Genomic DNA, 16489 nt, shown 5'->3' with positions numbered 1-16489 from the left:
TTCACCTCACAAGTTATCTGGAATATCGAAGTTCATTTCTTTTTGATCGGACTGGCCTGCAGCGATAAGGAACTCAAGATGATCACCAACCGCTTTCCAGTCCGTATCTGATTGAATATCTGAAACAACCTTCTTAATGTCTCTGTTCAATGCGATTGAGGCTTCTTTTGCGAGAGCGTTCCAATCTAGCGAAGCTTTCTTCATGAGATCCAGGACTCGATTCTTTTGAACAACATTTCCTGCCTGTCCGGAGCCGCCTCGGCTACTTGCTTGTCGGCTGCCATTCTGCTGATTCTGCTGCTGAGCCTTAAACTGTGATTGAGCATCACCCTCAGCTTCCGGGTCCTCGCCAGCCAAATACGCTTCCAGCTCCTGTTCCGTTTGTGTGAAGATCCCGCTGGACCGCGTTGCTGCAAGAGTAGCATCCACAAGAGCACGTTTCTTAGCCATCTTAAGGACTGTGTTCCAGATAGAATGCATATCATCATTTTCAATTCGGTAAGATTGATACTTGCCGTATTTACCCGATCGTTCTTTGCTAACCAGGTCCTCCTTTTCTGTACCTCTAAGAAGATCTTTCTCCGACACCCAGCGCCAGCGGTACCGGCTTTCAAATGTATTAGCATGACCAACGCCTTCACCAATGATTGCACCTGAACCGCGGTGGATTAAGCGAATTGTAATATCCACTCCGTAATAACCTGTCTCAAAGTTTTTATCTTCAACTTTGCTTGCGATCGTCGGAGCAAAGTTATAGAACTCACACAACCCCTCAGCGCCAGGTTTCAACAAGGTAGGCTTGTCCGTTCCAGGAATGATTCCATAGTCAACGCCCTCCTGCATGACTTCACGGAAAAATTCCTTAGTTAGATTAAGTTTTTGCTTCATATCGGCCAACTTCTTCCGTAAGTCCGTTGCGCTTCCGAATTCATAATCGATAATTGCCCCACCACCGGCGTGTCCACCAGTAGTTTGTGGCTGAATGACAGTGACTTCGTTCAAATTAAGCCGCCCCCTTTAGCAGATCCACAATGGATTGCAGGGCCTTAAGCTCGGTTTTCAGCTTATCCAGTTGGTACCGTGATTCCATAACCAAATGCTCCGTACGGACAACCTCATTTCGCTCAATTACAGAAAATCTACGAAGCTGAGCACTACGAATCTCGGCATTTTTCCCATCGATGACCATTCCCTCATCTTCAAAAACTCCAAGGTAAAGGCCATCCTCTCTGTGCGTTAGTGCATTACGAGCAGAATTTAGATTATTTTGTGCTCCAATCAACGTAATCTCCGCGGCAGCAATCAGCTCCGGCAACACCAGTAGACGCTCAATGATCGATTGTTTATTCAATTGAATAACCTCCAGTAATTTAGATAGATTGGATTTCTCTAATGCAGCTCGCGCAAATTAACTTCCCGCCTGGACCTGGCTTCACGTTCTCCATATTTGTACATAGCACACAACCTGGTGCATATTTCTTTAGAATGATGCTGTCACCGTTCGTGAAAATTTCAATCGGGTCTTTAATCTCAACTCCAAGATTCCGTCGCAGCTCAATGGGAATTACCACACGACCAAGCTCATCTACTCTTCTTACAATTCCTGTTGCTTTCAACATTCAATACTTCTCCTCACAATGTTTAATAGATTATAAAAATGAGTCCTTGAATTGGAACTCTTCAGTAGGTATACTGAAAGCAATGTTGTTTTCAAAAGTAACTTTGGAGTAGTCACCCTGGCCGGTGGCTACTTTTTCTTTTGTTCCATAAAGCTCCTTCTCGATATCTTCGATCTCTCCACGCAGCCAATCTTCAGCTGCCGGCCTTATTTCTTTATGGAAGTAACCCGGATGAATTTGCATCACCTCAAGGTAAGAATACAACTTGCTGAGATGTGCATATGTACCAACATTTTTACTTACAAGAATAAATGACAATCTATCCCCTCCTGTTCATCGTGCACCTTTTTTGATTTCCATTTCATGCTTTTGAATTAGGCGCTTGCGGTCTAAGCCAAACTCATCTTCAAGCACTCCTTGCATGACATTTGCAGTCTCAATAACGTCTCTAATTTCTTGCCAAACTCTTTCAGCACTCTCTTTTCGTTTTTCAGGTGAAATGTGTTTTGACATCGATAACCTCTCCAATGCTGTCCCTGCTTCTGCAAGTTGCTTTAGTAACAAGTCTTTAAGAGCAGCAGGATGCAAATCCAGATTTGGGACATCCTCTAAGATATTGGAGATGTATCCACCCGTTCGCTCATCAGCAATCTCAAGAGCCAACTTCCAAGATAGACCAGATACAACAGTATCGAAGCTGCTTGGTAATGGGCGTTCTCCATTCTCAATGCGAGCAAGAGTTGTACGATCAATTGGAATTTGATTTGCAAGTTCTTCTTGAGTTAAATTCTTTTCTCTTCGAAACGCTTGAATTGCTTTTCCAATTGCGATTGTTATCACCACCTTTCGTATAAATGTGGCAAATCAGCACATAAATTGTATGGTATTGTGGCACATAAGCGAATTAAGATGAAATTAAAGGGTTATTACGGCAACATCCCCTCTCCTCTGTAGTCACTGACAACGTTCTTGGTCAAAGAATTTTGTTTTATTGAGCGAAACGATGATTTTGGCTTTCTTGCTGCTTCATCCAGCTCTCGATTGTCTCCATTCGGAATAGGATGCGCGCTCCTACTTTAAAGTGTGGAATTTCTTTTTTACGAACCATTGTGTAGACGGAATCGCGGTGCACTCCTAAATAAGAAGCGATTTCGTCAACGGTTAAGGTTTTACGTTCGACTTGTTGGTCCATATAATCACCTCCTCACTCTTGGAAGTATTAATTCCACTATGCACTTGTTGATTTTTGTTCCGATTTAGTTAACTTTGATTCCAAAAAAATTTCATCTGGCTTCTTACCTAGAACTGCAGATATTTTAACAGCTAGTTCATATGATAGCCTACGCTTACCATTCTCTATTTGCCAATAATAAGGCTTACTTACAGCAACTTTCGTGGCCATATCCTGTAAAGTTAAAGCATTTTCTACTCTTAATTGCTTTAAAGTATTACTTTGCATTTCCACCCTCCCCTTTCAGTAATCACACTAGTTAACTAACTGTTAACTCTATATTAATTAACTATTAGTTAACTGTCAAGAGATAAATCCCTAATTAGTTAACTAAGTTTACGTTAACCATTAGCTAACCTATAATTGAATTAGTTAACAACAAAGGAGTAATGGTGATGGAGTTTTCCAATCGCTTGAAATATTTAAGAAATCAAAAAAACATGACACAAGAGCAACTTGGTCAAAAAATCAATGTAACCAAAGTATCTATTTCTGGATATGAGAATAGTAACCGCACCCCTGATATGGAAACGCTACAAAAAATTGCTGATTTCTTCGAAGTAAGTGTTGATTACCTACTCGGAAGATCAGAAACGACAACAAGTGAAGGTGTTGGCCGCGCATTCTTCGGTGGTGCCGATCATTACACCGAGGAAGAACTGGAGATAGCCCGCGCCGCGGCACAGGCTGCTGTAGAGGCTTATAGGAAAGGTTTGAATAAGAAGAAATAAACGACACATTGACTTGTGTCGTTATTTTTTATTGTTAATAAATTATCCTTTTTGTTCGAATCCTGCCTGCTAAAAGAATTTTAATGAACCATCTTCATTTCTTAAGAAAGTAATTTTATGTTCATCATCGATATATATATCATTAAATTCTATTCCCCAGGGTTTCCAATTGTACTCAAGCAACTGGCAAAATTCCTTCATATCCCAATCGTCAAATAAACTATCTCCATACAAATCATGTGAAATAATTTGCATCTTTCCTTCCCCATCTTTAGGTAATGAAATTGTATAAAAAGGAGCCTTATTCAACAAATAACTCTTGTATTGAAATTCAGTACAAAGTTCTCTAAATTGAATTGGGTGTAGTTCCATATCTAAAAAGTCACTCCGGTATTCTAAAAAATGTTCCTTCATAAGACCATTATCTTGAAGATGAGAAATAATACCAATATCGTTCATTTGTAAGAAATAATTATTAGTCATGATTAAATCCTGCCCATTGTACAAACGCTTGTTGTCAGAATTCTTAATCTTGAATATAAGAATGCTCCATGGAACCTTATTAATAAATTCAGTTTCAAATCTAATAGACTGTAAAAAAGTGAAGAGCAAACGAAAATTTTTTAGCTCATCCGGCTCAATGATCTTTCTACTTTGATAATTCGTCAAATCTTGTCTTAAGGACAACTCTTTAAATAACATTCCATATGATAACTTTACTAACCATTTAAAAATGACTTCTTCATCCAATTGAATAAAGTTTTTATAGCCTCCTTTGACAGCGATTTCTACTTTCTTCTCTATTTTTTTATTAAGATGCTCGTTATTACATATTTTGCAACAAGGCACGACTAAGTTTCGATAAGGAATGTGTGTCCTATTTAATAACATGAGAGTGTTATTCCATAAATTAAACTCTCTTTGTAGCCATTTAGGAAATACGTGCTCTTCTGTGCTATTATCTTCTTTTAGATAGGTTCCACATAAAAAACAACGGTCAAATGTAAATGTCATTTCTTCAAATGGATTATAATGATTTATCATATACCATACTCCTCTTGTACCTACATAACTTAATGAATCACCTTTTAATAATTGATATTACTTAATACTAAGGAAGAACTGGAATTAGCCTTGCCGCAGCACAGGTTGCTGTTGAGGCTTATAGTAAGGGATTAGAGAGAAAGAAATACAATTAAAACGACACTTTTTTGAGTGTCGTCTTATTTATATAGCACCGATATTTAGTTTTTTTTCTTTGCATACATTCTGACTTTGGATATATAATCAAAGTCCGTACTAAGTAAAACGTCACTCTCTGTATAAACCTCATTTATATTATCAATTAAGTTTTTATATTGGTGTACTAAAAATTTGTATCCTCGTTTCTTTACTTCATCATATCCTAGATCTATCCAGGATTCGTATTCAGTCATATCCTCACTTTTTAAAAACTTACAATAAAAATATATAGCTTCAAGATAATAATATTTTATATGCTTCAAACTATTTATTGCTTCAAGATATAATTCATTTGCTTTCCTATTGTTCTCCTCAACAAAAGCCAACATTAGCTTTTTTAATCCATATGTGTAGGGATTTGTAACTACTAATTTATTTATATTCTGAAGTTTGTTTTTACCCATTTTAGAAAGTATATAGTTATTTTGCACAATTTCTATAAACTCTTTTTTATATTGTTTATTGATATGATTAATTAATTCATCTTCAGATAATTGATTTAAGTTGTATTTTATTTCCAAATCGAAAAAAGTCAGGATACTATCATTGAAAATTTCAGTACAAGCCCTAAACTCACCTAATTTAAATAATGCTGGTGTAATATCAATACTCTTATATAAGGGGTAATTATCCAGAACAAATTGACTACTTTGAAGCTCATATCCTTCCATTTCATAGATATCCAATGCATCATCAATGATTTCGCAATCGACATTTGAATTTAAATCAAGCTTGCTCAATTCGTTCATTGGTAATAATTCTTGTATCCTTTTAAAAGAATTCTTAAAGTCTCCATCATAATATTTTAATTTATTTAATAGAACTTCTATAAATAATTCACCATTCTTCGTATCTTTAAAATATTCTCTCAAATTGCTTAATCTGCCAATGTATTTTTTATACTTTTCAATTGAAATAAAACAACTTGATAAATAACTTAAGTACATTATCTTATCAACCTTATCACCATCAAATTTGTCGATATATTCCAAACTGACAGAGTAGTTTTCTGACATACCATCAACAATTTCAATGAACTTTGATTGGGGTAATCTTTTCTTTAGTTCAAAATGTATTTCTAGAGTAAAATCATTAAACTCGTAAGCTCTTTCGTAATACTTAGACAAATCATCATCAGTTCTCTTATTAAGTTGATGTGAGGCAAATTTACCAATAATAGATTGCAACTTAATAAAACCACCATTAATTTCTATAAGGGATTTATTTTCTAATGAAATAACGTCTCTCTCATTCATTCTATTTAAGTCTTTTTTTACTTTTGGTTCCTTTAAAAACACCATCAAATTTTTCAAATGAATCCCATCAGGAAAAAGTGATAGTAATTCAAAAATTAATTTTTCACTACTACTCAGTTTATTATATGAGTAAAATATAGATTGGTATAAGGATTTTGATCTCTCTATATTTCTATCCGATGGACTCTCGAATATCTCATTATCACCTGTACTAAGTAAATAAAAAAAATCTCTCTCAAGATCATCTTTAATTTCTTCCATGTTTTTAGATTTAATCATATTCTTAGCAATTAATTTTATTGCTAGCGGATTATTATTTAGTAACTTCTCCAGTATTTCTTCCCTTAGAATTTTCTCTTCCTTTTGTTTTACTGTACCGCTAAAGTAAATCTTGAAAAGTTCAATAGCCTCATCTGTTGTAAACGATCTTAATTCGTGCTTTATTTCAAATTCAAAATCGATCCATTCACGAGAGGTAATAATCACTTTTGAGTAATTAGAGATAAAAGATACCAACTCTTTCATTTGTTCGGTTTCTATTTTATACAGTAGGGTTTCAAAATTATCAAAAATTATCAAAGATTGTTTATACATTTCGTTAAGTCTAATATGTTCTTGCAAATCTAATGTACTCTCTATAAAAAAGCATTGTGCAACCTTATATTCAAATGTTTGATAATCTTCAATAAACTCACAATCAATGAAATTGACACCATCTGGAAATAGCCTTCTGCAATGCAGCTCATATGAAATCTTTTTAATTAATGTAGTTTTACCAATTCCCCCAGAACCTTTTACAGTCAAAACTTCATTATTATTATCAATAATCTTTCTTACGATATCTTCAATATCTATCTTTCTACCTACAAAATTCGTTAATCTTCTAGGATCAATAAAGTCAGAGATATTATCAATGACGTTTATTTTACCAGCAAGTCTCCCCTTTTTTAAACCATTTAAGTTGAAATTCCCCTCATTAATCACACTAAAATTCGTATCAGAAAATTTTTTCTTTTGAAATACCTTAAAAAGGAACGCACTTATATCATGATCATAATTATTAACTACTATGATCGGGAAGTCTGTGTTTAGACCTTCACTTTTCACATGTTTATCTGTAAAAATAAAAATTCCACTGACTTCATTTTGTCCAATTTGAGATTGGAGATCTTGAAGTGTCATTTGTCTAGTCTTTAAATATTGATCCTCTATGATTAATTTTCCGGAAATAGTATTTGTAAAAATAAAAATATAATTAAAACCTTCTAATGAACGAAGATTTTCCAAATTTAAATAAAGAACCTCCACATCTATCTCAAAATTGCGAAAGGCTTTTAGTTCCTTTGCTAGGTTTATATTAATTTCTCTATCTATTGGGTCTGGAAATAATACTGCTATTCGTGTAGTTATTATCTCAACATGTAACACTTCACTCACAATTGGGATTTCCGCTGTCTGTATTGTAGATACTATTTCTTGAGATGCCCTACTTTTTTCTTTTATTGCTATCATCTCATCTAATAAATAATTAAGACCATCCCCCCAATCAGAAATTTTTAAAGCTTTAACACCTATTTGTTTTTCATCGATATTATCTGTTGAAATTAGAAAGTGGTTTCCACTTAAACCATTATAAACTTTATGGATAAATTCAAATTGCTTCTTAACATAAGGATCATTTAAACTAAACCCCAGAAAAATAATTGTTTTATCTGCGATAAATGTTCTCAATTTTTCAACAGCTGCATTTGGGGAATCATATAATTCTTTGTAATCTTCCTCAAAAAGTATGCAATTTGTTGGGTCATGCGATATACAACCATGAAGTTTTAAAATATATTCTGATTTATTAGCTATGTTTGCAACGAAATATTCGCTATCATATACAATTTTTTTATAGTTAGTGGATATCTCTAAAGCCTCATCATAATTCGTTGTAATGATCTTACTTGTGATTGAACCTATTTTTCTATGTGTAGTTAATTTGGACTCATCAATTCGATCGCTCTTGAATGTATCTTCCAGAATTTCATATATTAGTCGCTTTTCAGCTTTAATCTTCTCTAGAATCTCTATTTCACTAAGAACACCACTTTCAAGTACGGCTATCAAACTATCATAATACTGATGATTATCGTTTCTTAATTCTAAAAGAATATTTTTCACTAACCCTTTCCAATCAGGAAAATCAAATACTTTTGAACAACCTGATCCGATAAAAAAGATTATTTTGTCATTTTCAATAGCTTTTTCAATTTCACGATTCATCTATTTAACATCTCCTGGACTTTTATTCCATTAATTTTATCACAGAAAATTCGACCTGAATATACAAAATTTGTATCTTCAGAACTAGGACTTGTGGTATATTAAACTAATAAGGCAAATATATCCATAATAGGAGTAGAGTTCATATGTCAGGTATAATTGAAATTTTATTGAAAGTTGCCCCACTAATCACCGTCATTCTAGTATTAATAAGGTTCAACATTACAACAACAAACAAATCAGTAATAGATATATTACTAACACCGAAAAACAATAGAGATTGGGATGACTTCTTGGAGATCATTTCAGTCTCATTAATCCTTGTCTTTGCTTTAAATATTCTAAACCTAATTATTGATTATTCAGTAATATCAATTGTCGTTCAAAATTGGCTAATTATTCTGGACTTTACATTTCTGTTAGTTACAAGTTTGTTCATCCTGGGATGTTGGGTATTTTCACTTTTCGGTAAACGAATACAATTAAAAATAATTAATTTTGTTCTATTCGCAAATTTAGCTTCATTAATGTTACTTTCTTTACTGAATACAACTTTAAGCCAAAAGTATTTAGTTAACTTATTTGTTACAAAGCAATATTCAAATTTGCTTATCATTTTAGGTGCACTATTTGTATTTTATGTATTCTTATTTTACATATATAGATTCTTATATAGGTTGTTTAATGGACCACGAATACCGGCCTATAAAATCGAGAAAATACCCGTCATCCTTATTGAAGAAGAACTTAAAGACCTGTTTTTCATCTATATGTTTGATAGTGAACGACACATTTTGTCTAAGTTCCCTGTTGACCGTAAATCTGTTACATTCCCTGTCTATGTTTACTATCCAAAAGAAAACTCATTAGTAAAATACAACAAAGATTAAAATGGAGGGTATTTTATGTTCAAAGCTGGTTTTCATCTTTCAACCGATGCTCACCTAGATGCTGTAATACATAACAGAGCGTAAGTAGCTGTTTAGCAAAGGAATGTTAATGGGAAGCTTGAACAAATATTTGAAGGTGGGGTCATTGAATCTCATTGTGAGATTTCAGTAAAGATGGCTGGAGGATATTTTTTGAAGGAGAATTGTGAGTTTAGAGTAGTGTAACTTCTTAACGATAAATGAAATAAATAAAAGCCGCTATATGCTTACTATGGTCAAGAGATAATGAGCAAAATAAACTATTAGAGGAAATAGTAAAAAGTCTAACTAATATAGGAAACAACGCTGCCACTAAATTCTTCTTAGATTCACTTCCGGCTCATCTTAAGAAGAAAACTGAATATCTTTTCTCATTAATCTCTTAGTAACTCCCAATAAAAAAACTACTTCAATTTTAGAAGTAGTTTTTTTATTGGGAATTAACATTAATTAATACTCGCAATTCTGCTTTTTTCGACAATTTCACGAACATATATTCCTATTTATGACGAAACATGATACCATCTACCTATGGGAGGTAGCTTATGGACTTATCACTTTACAAACCAACTGAACTCGAAAAATGGCTTGAAAAAGAGTATCGTAATATCGGTATTGAGTACGCTTCTGATATGGATTTGGATCTCATAGCATCCATTTTTGATGTAGAAATTCGAACCTATTCCGGACCTTCGTTCGCAGAATGGAAAGAAGATGAGTACTCCTTCATCTTTCTAAATGGATTCCTGGATCAAATGCAGAGACGTGAAGTGTTTTTCCACGAGCTTTGCCATCCGCTGCAGCATGTCGGCCGACAAGAAATTATGCCCAAATCATTTATAGAGCTCCAGGAAATTCAGGCTAAACATTTTCAACATTATGCAGCTATGCCATCCTACCTACTAGAAGAATTCAAGAATGTCTCTCCGTCTTTCCTTGTAAAAGTAATGGCAGAAGAGTTCTGTCTCTCCGAGAGATTTGTTCAAAATCGATTAACACAAATTCAAATGCGAGTACAAAATGCACAATATGAAGAAGCATTACTTCGTCGCCTTAACATGAAAATTACAATTGATGATGACCACGTTAGGCGTGTAATGGCAGAGCTTGGTCCAAAACAACTAGAAGGAGCATAAAAGTGGCAAAGTTATCGGTTTATTATTCAGAACATCCCGAAGATTTTCACCCAGTACCAGATAAATTAAATATCTTTTTTGGCCAAGGTAAAATAGCCTGGCATAAGAACCAGCTCTTCATCCCTTTAGAAGCTCCATTTCGTCCTAAGATAGCCGATGATTACTCGGAGGATATAATGAGCGTCTCTATTCTTTTAGAGGATCTAATGATGAATCCTGAGCGCCCTAATCAGTTCGGGATAGACATACATAGTGTTGTTCGTCGTTTAGAGAAGATGAAATATCAAGAGGGGTTGACGTTCGAGTACAGTGATATTGAGCAATTTATCATTCAAATGGGGGATATTGAAGAAATCATGCAAATGGATGTAAAGCCTTTTTATGAATGGAGGTAGGACATGCCTAGTATTGAGAAGCGAGGGAAAAATGCATTTCGATTAATTATTGAAGCCGGCTATGATTCTTTAGGTAATCGAATTAAAAAATCCAAGACGGTAAGAGTCTCTACTTTGAAAGAAGCTAAAGCAGAGCTTGCCAAGTTTCAAATTGAATTTGAAGTTGGCGAGTATATTGCCCCCGAGAAACAAACATTCGAGTCTTTCGTCCAAGAATGGAAAACAAAGTTCGTCGAAAAGAACTTAGAAGCAAAAACAGTCATGAATTATCTTTACCATGTCAATAAGCGGATTCTTCCCTATTTTGGAAAGTTGCATATGAACAAGATTAAAACGATGCACATCATCGATTACTTAGAAAAATTACATTCAGAGAACCGCATTAAAGGCGAAGGTACTCTTTCCTCTTCCACGATCGTTTATAATTACCGTGTTATCCGCAGCATTTTTTCAAAGGCAGTTGATTGGAAAGTTATTAAGGATAATCCAATCAAAGGAGTAACTAAGCCAAAAGAGAAATCAAAGGAGATGGACGTTTACAACGATGAGGAAGTTCGATGGTTAATTCAGGCCTTGTCGGATGAAAAACTTTTATTCCGGGTTTTGATCCTCCTTGCACTTACAACCGGTCTACGCTGCGGCGAACTTTTGGGGCTTGAGTGGAAGCATGTAGATTTAGAAAACGGCATTATCGATGTTAAGCAATCGATTCCAATGTTTAAAGACGGACAACCAATCATCAAAGAGCCGAAAACTAAAAATTCAATACGGAAAGTCTCGGTACCCAGTTTTGTAGTTCAAGAACTAAAAAGTTTTTATGATCAAAGTAAAAACGATCGAGATGCACTTGAAGAACAATGGGCAGCCGGTACTCACTTCTTTGTTTTTAGCAGCTGGAATGGTAAGCCATTTTACACGAAGACTCCTGGAGATATGTGGCGTCGCTTTATTAGAAAGTATCCCCAAATGAAATACATAAGATTCCATGACCTTCGCCATACTTCTGCTACTCTTCTTATTAACCAAGGCGTTCATGCCAAGATCATTTCCAACCGGCTCGGCCACTCCAATATTTCAACAACCATGAATGTTTATGGACATGCAATACAGTCTGCAGATCAAGCCGCGGCAAGCAAATTCGATTCATTCTTTACTGATAAAAACAGCGATTAGTACAGTTTGGAAACCCAAAAAGTTGGGGACGGTTTGGGGACGAAATTTTTCATTTCGTCCCCAAATTCATCATTTTGATTCCTACTCCATTTTCGAAAACCCTTATGTATCGAGGCTTTTCCGGACTATAACAGGACATTACAAAAGCTCTTGCTCTCTTCTCCCATGAGACGGCCCGTAAAAGGGCCGTCGTTATTATTTTATGGGACAGTTTCGTGTAATTCTTGTCTGGTAAGGGTTTGAATGAGTATAACAGAGGGTAAAAACTATGTAGTACAGCAAGCTATTTTTGCACTTGGTGACCATTTGCTGACCAAATAAATTAAAACAAGACAAAAAAAATCGTCTTAAAGTCAAAACTTCACAATTGAAATTATGATAAAGATTATATTCAAACCTAGCCGTTAATCATTTCGAGGTTTTAAATGCATAAGAATTCCTTCCATTCCACATGATATATTTACACCAAGAAAAGGAGTGATATTTTCCATGGCAAACAGTAACACATTAGTTGTTCCTCAGGCAAAAGCAGCTTTAAATCAAATGAAATTTGAAGTAGCTCAACAGTTGGGAATACCTTTACAACAAGGATACAATGGAAATCTCGCTACACGCGATGCAGGCTCTATTGGTGGCGGTATCACAAAAAGATTAGTGCAAATGGCTGAGCAGCAACTCCAAGGCTTTCAACGCTAATCTTAGTATGTAGAAGCAAACTTGCAAAAAAGACTTCTAGTCACCTATCCTCCTTATGGTGCAATGAAGTCTTTTTATTTTTCCGTTTTTTATCACTCAAATAAAACATCTTAATACTTCCCAATAAAGGAACCATTATTTGAAGGCGGTGGGTCAACCCATCCCTTAAGGATAAGAATACTGCGAGCACCAACTCCATCCCATTCAATATACCCGGATACTTGCAACTGGTTAAGAATGTACCGTATTTCACTTTCATGCTTACCTGTTTTAACACTTAGTTCTTTAAATGTAGGAAGACGTCTTTGCATGGCGGTGAAATTTCTAAGTATGGCTAAAACTTTTCGTTCTATATCTGGAAGCATAAATTTCACCTCGAGGATATTATATGCGAACAAAATACGAACGCAAACTTGAAACTTAAATTTTTCTACCATGAAGTTTCTTTTTACTGCTTCTACTTCAAACTCATTAATTTGTTTACGAAAGGTACATCTGCAGTAGCAAAATCAAAACTTTTCAATTCGTCAGTTGTTACCCATCTTATATCGTCATGATTTCATAATGATATGTACTTTCACCAAACAAGTCTCCTACGTCACTCTTCTAAAGATTCGCCTGACTCCAATTACCCTCCTGGAAATTCCTACATACCAGCTAGCTTATCCGATGACTTCTTTGAGCTATTAAAATTTTGCTTTCATTATATAAAATAAAAATTAAAGCCCGAGGATGCCGTCGGGCTTTCGTTAGGTTCGTGCATTTCCTAACAACTTCCCTCAACCAACCCACCTCTTCTGCATAATGATTCATCACATATTGGAATTTAATTTTTCAGTGGTTGATCTTGGTAAAGGGCTTAGACTAGAATCTTGCAGTGATAGCATGTGTCATATGTATGACATAAATGACAAGGTGTTAGTTTACGTTTAAGATAACATTGTTTACCAAAAGTGAATAGTTGATTGGCAAAAACTGCATAATACCTTTTAACATTCTGTGCAAATAAACATTATAGTCCCTTCATAAATGTCGGACATTACATACGAACCATGATCTCCTCCCTAATGCACATGTCAAGTCCAGTAATTGTTTAGATTTGATCATCCGAGCGCGTGTCAATGGATTATCTAAATTCAAAAAACAGTTTCCAAAAAATTCAATCATAGAGGAGAGAAAAATCACCATGACTGGAAAGCTACCTTATTTTCAGACAATCTGGATGGCTTCCTTCACTCAAACAGGTGTGATCGCTTTCAGCCTACCGCGCCTTCTTTCCGAGAACATTGGTACTAATGGCTGGGCCGCCTTGCTGATTTGTTCTGGTATTTCCATGCTCAACTTACTTTTGATCGCCATTGTACATCGCAATAGCCAATGCCTCTCGTTATTTGAAATTGCACAATCGACTTTCCCTAAATTTATTCTAGTTCCCTTGTTTACTGCGCTAGTCCTGATTTTGGGGGGACTGGGCTGCATGATAAGCAAAGAGTATATTCTAATTCTTCAATCACTAACCTTTCCGGTAATTCATACAGCCTATCTATATCTGGTTTTTGAATTCCTTGCTTTCTTATTGATCCTCAAGGGTATACTTAGCATCTCAAATTTTGTTATTCTCCCACTTGCTGTTACTATTGCTGTTAATGTCACACTCATTACTTTTAACGCTCAATATCTAGATATCTCGAGAATGACAACTTTTTGGTTTAAAGAAGCCGATCACTCCTTCAAAGGTTGTCTTGATATATATGTAGCTTTTCTAGGTTATGAACTATGTTTACTTCTTTTTCCTTATGTTAATAAAAAAACTCACTTAATGCGTGCTTATTTCATTGGGAATGCAATTACTACCTTTTCTTATATTTTAGTTGCTCTCATTTGCTTTAGTTTTTTTAGTTTCCATCAACTGCAACATTTAAAGTATCCAGTTCTTAATTTACTATCGTACGTAGAGCTTCCGTTTGTAAAACGAATTGATGACCTTGTCTATACGCTAATTTTATTTCGTGTTCTCATCACAAGTGTTCTATACAGCTGGTCTGCCGTTGAAACCATGAAATGGCTTTTGCCAACTTCCAATAAGATCCGATGGCCTATGCTTCTATTAGGACTTCTCGCTTTAACGGTTCTAATCGTCCTACCTTCCACACTCGATAAACTGGAAAAATGGTTAAGTATATTTGGATATACGGAAGTTGCAATTGCTTTTATACTTCCAATTTTTCTATTTATTTCCATAATGATTCACAAGTATCGTGGGCGACATTATGCATAAATGGTCAGTCGTTTTTGCCTTGTTGGTACAGACGAGTATCAAAATTGTGAATTAACATAATTAACTTTAACTAAGCTTGACTGAGCCATTATTACCTGGGTTGTTACCAGGGCTTTGGATAAGGTGAATCTGAATCTGGTTCAGATGAAGGAGCTTCAGGTGTAGAATCATCTTTGGTTGATGTATTTCCCGAATCTTCTGATGATGATCTTTCTTTTGACGAAGTAGGTTTTGGGGTATTTCGAACATCTTCGTCATCTTTTTGCGTTGGAGACTCTTGCATTTTTATTTGATTGCACCCTGTAAACACAATCATTGTTAGTAGGCATATGATCAGTTTAAGTTTCATGTGAATTTTCACACTCCCTATATAAAGGATGTCCAGCCAATTAATAAAATATTAATCGAGAGATACTGCCGGTCTTTGAGGAATTTCAGGATGGAAACACTTTAATTCCATTACGAAGTATCTTTGAGGCTCTCTTAGCTGAAGTTTCTTGGAACGGTGAAACACAAGAGGTCTCAGCATTTAATGTAGATAAAAGCGTAAAAGTAGAGTTGAAAATTGGACAAAACTTGGCTTTAGTTAATGGAAATAAATACGAGTTAGAAGTTGCGCCACAAATCATTAATGATTCTACATATGTACCACTACGCTTTGTGAGTGAAGCATTTGGTGCAAATGTTGGTTGGAACGCGAATGATTACTCCGTTTCAATTGAATTGGATATATATAATAAACGAAATGTCATCGTTTATGAAACTCCTGAATTAAAAGTAACTCTTTTGGGCGATCGCCTAAATAGAGTTGGAACAGTCGGAAAAGAATTTCTTTATTTTAAAATCGAGGGAAGTGATCGGCACGAGGCGGCAATGGGAGACTATAGGATGGTTTACCAACAGGGCTTTGCTGATACTCCAGAAAAATTAGAAAAAGAAATTAATTATGGTTCTTACATAATTAAAGTTATTAGCCTCTCAAATTATGCACCAGGTATTCCAGATAGATTTGATTACCGTAGATCAATTGATCAAAAATATCAATCTTTTCCACTTGAACCTACACCTACAAAAACAACTTTACCGAAGCTAGAGATGCTAGAAAAGAGAGAAATAACATTATCAAAACCATTAGAATTTAAATATGATCGCTACGACGCTTTATTTAAAATTTCTAAAATTAGCTTTGATGAATATCGTGTATTCTTAAGTGGTGAAGTTACACCAAATGATGACTTGGAATTTGATGCAAACGTAGAAATTGTTTTCCTGGATACCGGGATCCATTATTGGGGAGCACTTACTAGGAATACTTTCATAAAAGATTACACAGTCAAAACTGCCTTTAGAGTTGATAATTTCAATCTTGCGGAGACTCCAAAAACAAAGTACCTTGAAATAATTGAAGAGTGGACCGGGTATAAGGCTGTTATTAACATTGAAACTGGAGAAGTTTTAGAAGTAACGCATGTTGAACCGCGTGTTCATGGTGTATGACAACCAATAGATCAACAACTAGAACTTATATTCAGACA

The 16489-nt window shown here is 35.1% G+C and carries 19 protein-coding genes; 8 read left to right on the top strand and 11 right to left on the bottom strand.

Annotated features, from left to right (window positions below; translation table 11 throughout):
* Positions 1 to 6: 6 nt before the first annotated feature.
* The 7 genes from J2X61_RS10595 to J2X61_RS10565 form a co-directional block, all read right to left on the bottom strand.
* Positions 7 to 1002 carry a hypothetical protein gene (locus tag J2X61_RS10595; protein ID WP_310187708.1) on the bottom strand — a complete coding sequence of 332 codons (996 nt, stop codon included), beginning with the start codon at positions 1000 to 1002 and terminating at the stop codon, positions 7 to 9.
* A gap of 1 nt (position 1003) precedes the next feature.
* The gene (locus J2X61_RS10590; protein WP_310187707.1) at positions 1004 to 1351 is read right to left on the bottom strand and encodes a hypothetical protein; all 348 of its coding nucleotides are present in this window, start codon (positions 1349 to 1351) and stop codon (positions 1004 to 1006) included.
* A 19-nt stretch (positions 1352 to 1370) separates the two neighbouring features.
* On the bottom strand, positions 1371 to 1619 hold the full coding sequence (locus J2X61_RS10585; protein WP_310187706.1) for an AbrB/MazE/SpoVT family DNA-binding domain-containing protein: 249 nt from the start codon (positions 1617 to 1619) through the stop codon (positions 1371 to 1373).
* A gap of 30 nt (positions 1620 to 1649) precedes the next feature.
* Positions 1650 to 1937: a hypothetical protein gene (locus J2X61_RS10580; protein WP_310187704.1), complete on the bottom strand. Its 288-nt coding sequence runs from the start codon at positions 1935 to 1937 to the stop codon at positions 1650 to 1652.
* 15 nt (positions 1938 to 1952) lie between these two features.
* On the bottom strand, positions 1953 to 2462 hold the full coding sequence (locus tag J2X61_RS10575) for a helix-turn-helix domain-containing protein (RefSeq protein ID WP_310187703.1): 510 nt from the start codon (positions 2460 to 2462) through the stop codon (positions 1953 to 1955).
* Between the two features lie 145 nt (positions 2463 to 2607).
* The gene (locus J2X61_RS10570; RefSeq protein ID WP_310187702.1) at positions 2608 to 2811 is read right to left on the bottom strand and encodes a helix-turn-helix domain-containing protein; all 204 of its coding nucleotides are present in this window, start codon (positions 2809 to 2811) and stop codon (positions 2608 to 2610) included.
* 36 nt (positions 2812 to 2847) lie between these two features.
* Positions 2848 to 3078, bottom strand: a complete 231-nt coding sequence (locus J2X61_RS10565) for a helix-turn-helix transcriptional regulator (RefSeq protein WP_310187701.1) — start codon at positions 3076 to 3078, stop codon at positions 2848 to 2850.
* Positions 3079 to 3245: 167 nt separating this feature from the next.
* Here J2X61_RS10565 and J2X61_RS10560 point away from each other — a divergent pair, with 167 nt between their 5' ends.
* The gene (locus tag J2X61_RS10560; protein ID WP_310187699.1) at positions 3246 to 3581 is read left to right on the top strand and encodes a helix-turn-helix domain-containing protein; all 336 of its coding nucleotides are present in this window, start codon (positions 3246 to 3248) and stop codon (positions 3579 to 3581) included.
* 69 nt (positions 3582 to 3650) lie between these two features.
* On the opposite strand, the gene J2X61_RS10555 is transcribed toward J2X61_RS10560, so the two are convergent.
* Together J2X61_RS10555 and J2X61_RS10550 are read right to left on the bottom strand one after the other, a co-directional pair.
* Entirely contained in the window at positions 3651 to 4625 is a 975-nt protein-coding gene (locus J2X61_RS10555; protein WP_310187698.1) for a hypothetical protein, read from the bottom strand.
* 200 nt (positions 4626 to 4825) lie between these two features.
* The gene (locus J2X61_RS10550) at positions 4826 to 8347 is read right to left on the bottom strand and encodes an SIR2 family protein (protein WP_310187696.1); all 3522 of its coding nucleotides are present in this window, start codon (positions 8345 to 8347) and stop codon (positions 4826 to 4828) included.
* Between the two features lie 146 nt (positions 8348 to 8493).
* Here J2X61_RS10550 and J2X61_RS10545 point away from each other — a divergent pair, with 146 nt between their 5' ends.
* From J2X61_RS10545 to J2X61_RS10525, 5 genes are all read left to right on the top strand, one after another.
* Positions 8494 to 9237 (top strand): hypothetical protein, encoded by a 744-nt coding sequence (locus tag J2X61_RS10545; RefSeq protein WP_310187694.1) that lies wholly within the window; start codon positions 8494 to 8496, stop codon positions 9235 to 9237.
* 584 nt (positions 9238 to 9821) lie between these two features.
* Positions 9822 to 10412, top strand: a complete 591-nt coding sequence (locus tag J2X61_RS10540) for an ImmA/IrrE family metallo-endopeptidase (RefSeq protein ID WP_310187693.1) — start codon at positions 9822 to 9824, stop codon at positions 10410 to 10412.
* A 2-nt stretch (positions 10413 to 10414) separates the two neighbouring features.
* Entirely contained in the window at positions 10415 to 10807 is a 393-nt protein-coding gene (locus tag J2X61_RS10535; RefSeq protein WP_310187691.1) for a hypothetical protein, read from the top strand.
* A 3-nt stretch (positions 10808 to 10810) separates the two neighbouring features.
* Positions 10811 to 11980 carry a tyrosine-type recombinase/integrase gene (locus J2X61_RS10530; protein ID WP_310187689.1) on the top strand — a complete coding sequence of 390 codons (1170 nt, stop codon included), beginning with the start codon at positions 10811 to 10813 and terminating at the stop codon, positions 11978 to 11980.
* Positions 11981 to 12469: 489 nt separating this feature from the next.
* Positions 12470 to 12676, top strand: coding sequence for an alpha/beta-type small acid-soluble spore protein (locus J2X61_RS10525; protein WP_310187688.1), 207 nt, complete (start codon positions 12470 to 12472; stop codon positions 12674 to 12676).
* A 110-nt stretch (positions 12677 to 12786) separates the two neighbouring features.
* Here J2X61_RS10525 and J2X61_RS10520 read toward each other — a convergent pair whose 3' ends face one another.
* Positions 12787 to 13041, bottom strand: coding sequence for a helix-turn-helix domain-containing protein (locus tag J2X61_RS10520; RefSeq protein WP_310187687.1), 255 nt, complete (start codon positions 13039 to 13041; stop codon positions 12787 to 12789).
* Between the two features lie 821 nt (positions 13042 to 13862).
* On the opposite strand from J2X61_RS10520, the gene J2X61_RS10515 reads away from it, so the two are divergent.
* Positions 13863 to 14954, top strand: coding sequence for a GerAB/ArcD/ProY family transporter (locus J2X61_RS10515; RefSeq protein WP_310187685.1), 1092 nt, complete (start codon positions 13863 to 13865; stop codon positions 14952 to 14954).
* A 103-nt stretch (positions 14955 to 15057) separates the two neighbouring features.
* Here the strand turns inward: J2X61_RS10515 and J2X61_RS10510 are convergent, their stop codons facing one another.
* The gene (locus J2X61_RS10510; RefSeq protein WP_310187683.1) at positions 15058 to 15303 is read right to left on the bottom strand and encodes a hypothetical protein; all 246 of its coding nucleotides are present in this window, start codon (positions 15301 to 15303) and stop codon (positions 15058 to 15060) included.
* A 50-nt stretch (positions 15304 to 15353) separates the two neighbouring features.
* On the opposite strand from J2X61_RS10510, the gene J2X61_RS10505 reads away from it, so the two are divergent.
* Positions 15354 to 16451, top strand: coding sequence for a copper amine oxidase N-terminal domain-containing protein (locus J2X61_RS10505; RefSeq protein ID WP_310187743.1), 1098 nt, complete (start codon positions 15354 to 15356; stop codon positions 16449 to 16451).
* Positions 16452 to 16489 lie beyond the last annotated feature (38 nt).

Source organism: Bacillus sp. 3255, from assembly GCF_031456485.1.
GTDB lineage: Bacteria > Bacillota > Bacilli > Paenibacillales > NBRC-103111 > Paenibacillus_E.
This window is presented reverse-complemented; position numbering and strand designations above follow the sequence as displayed.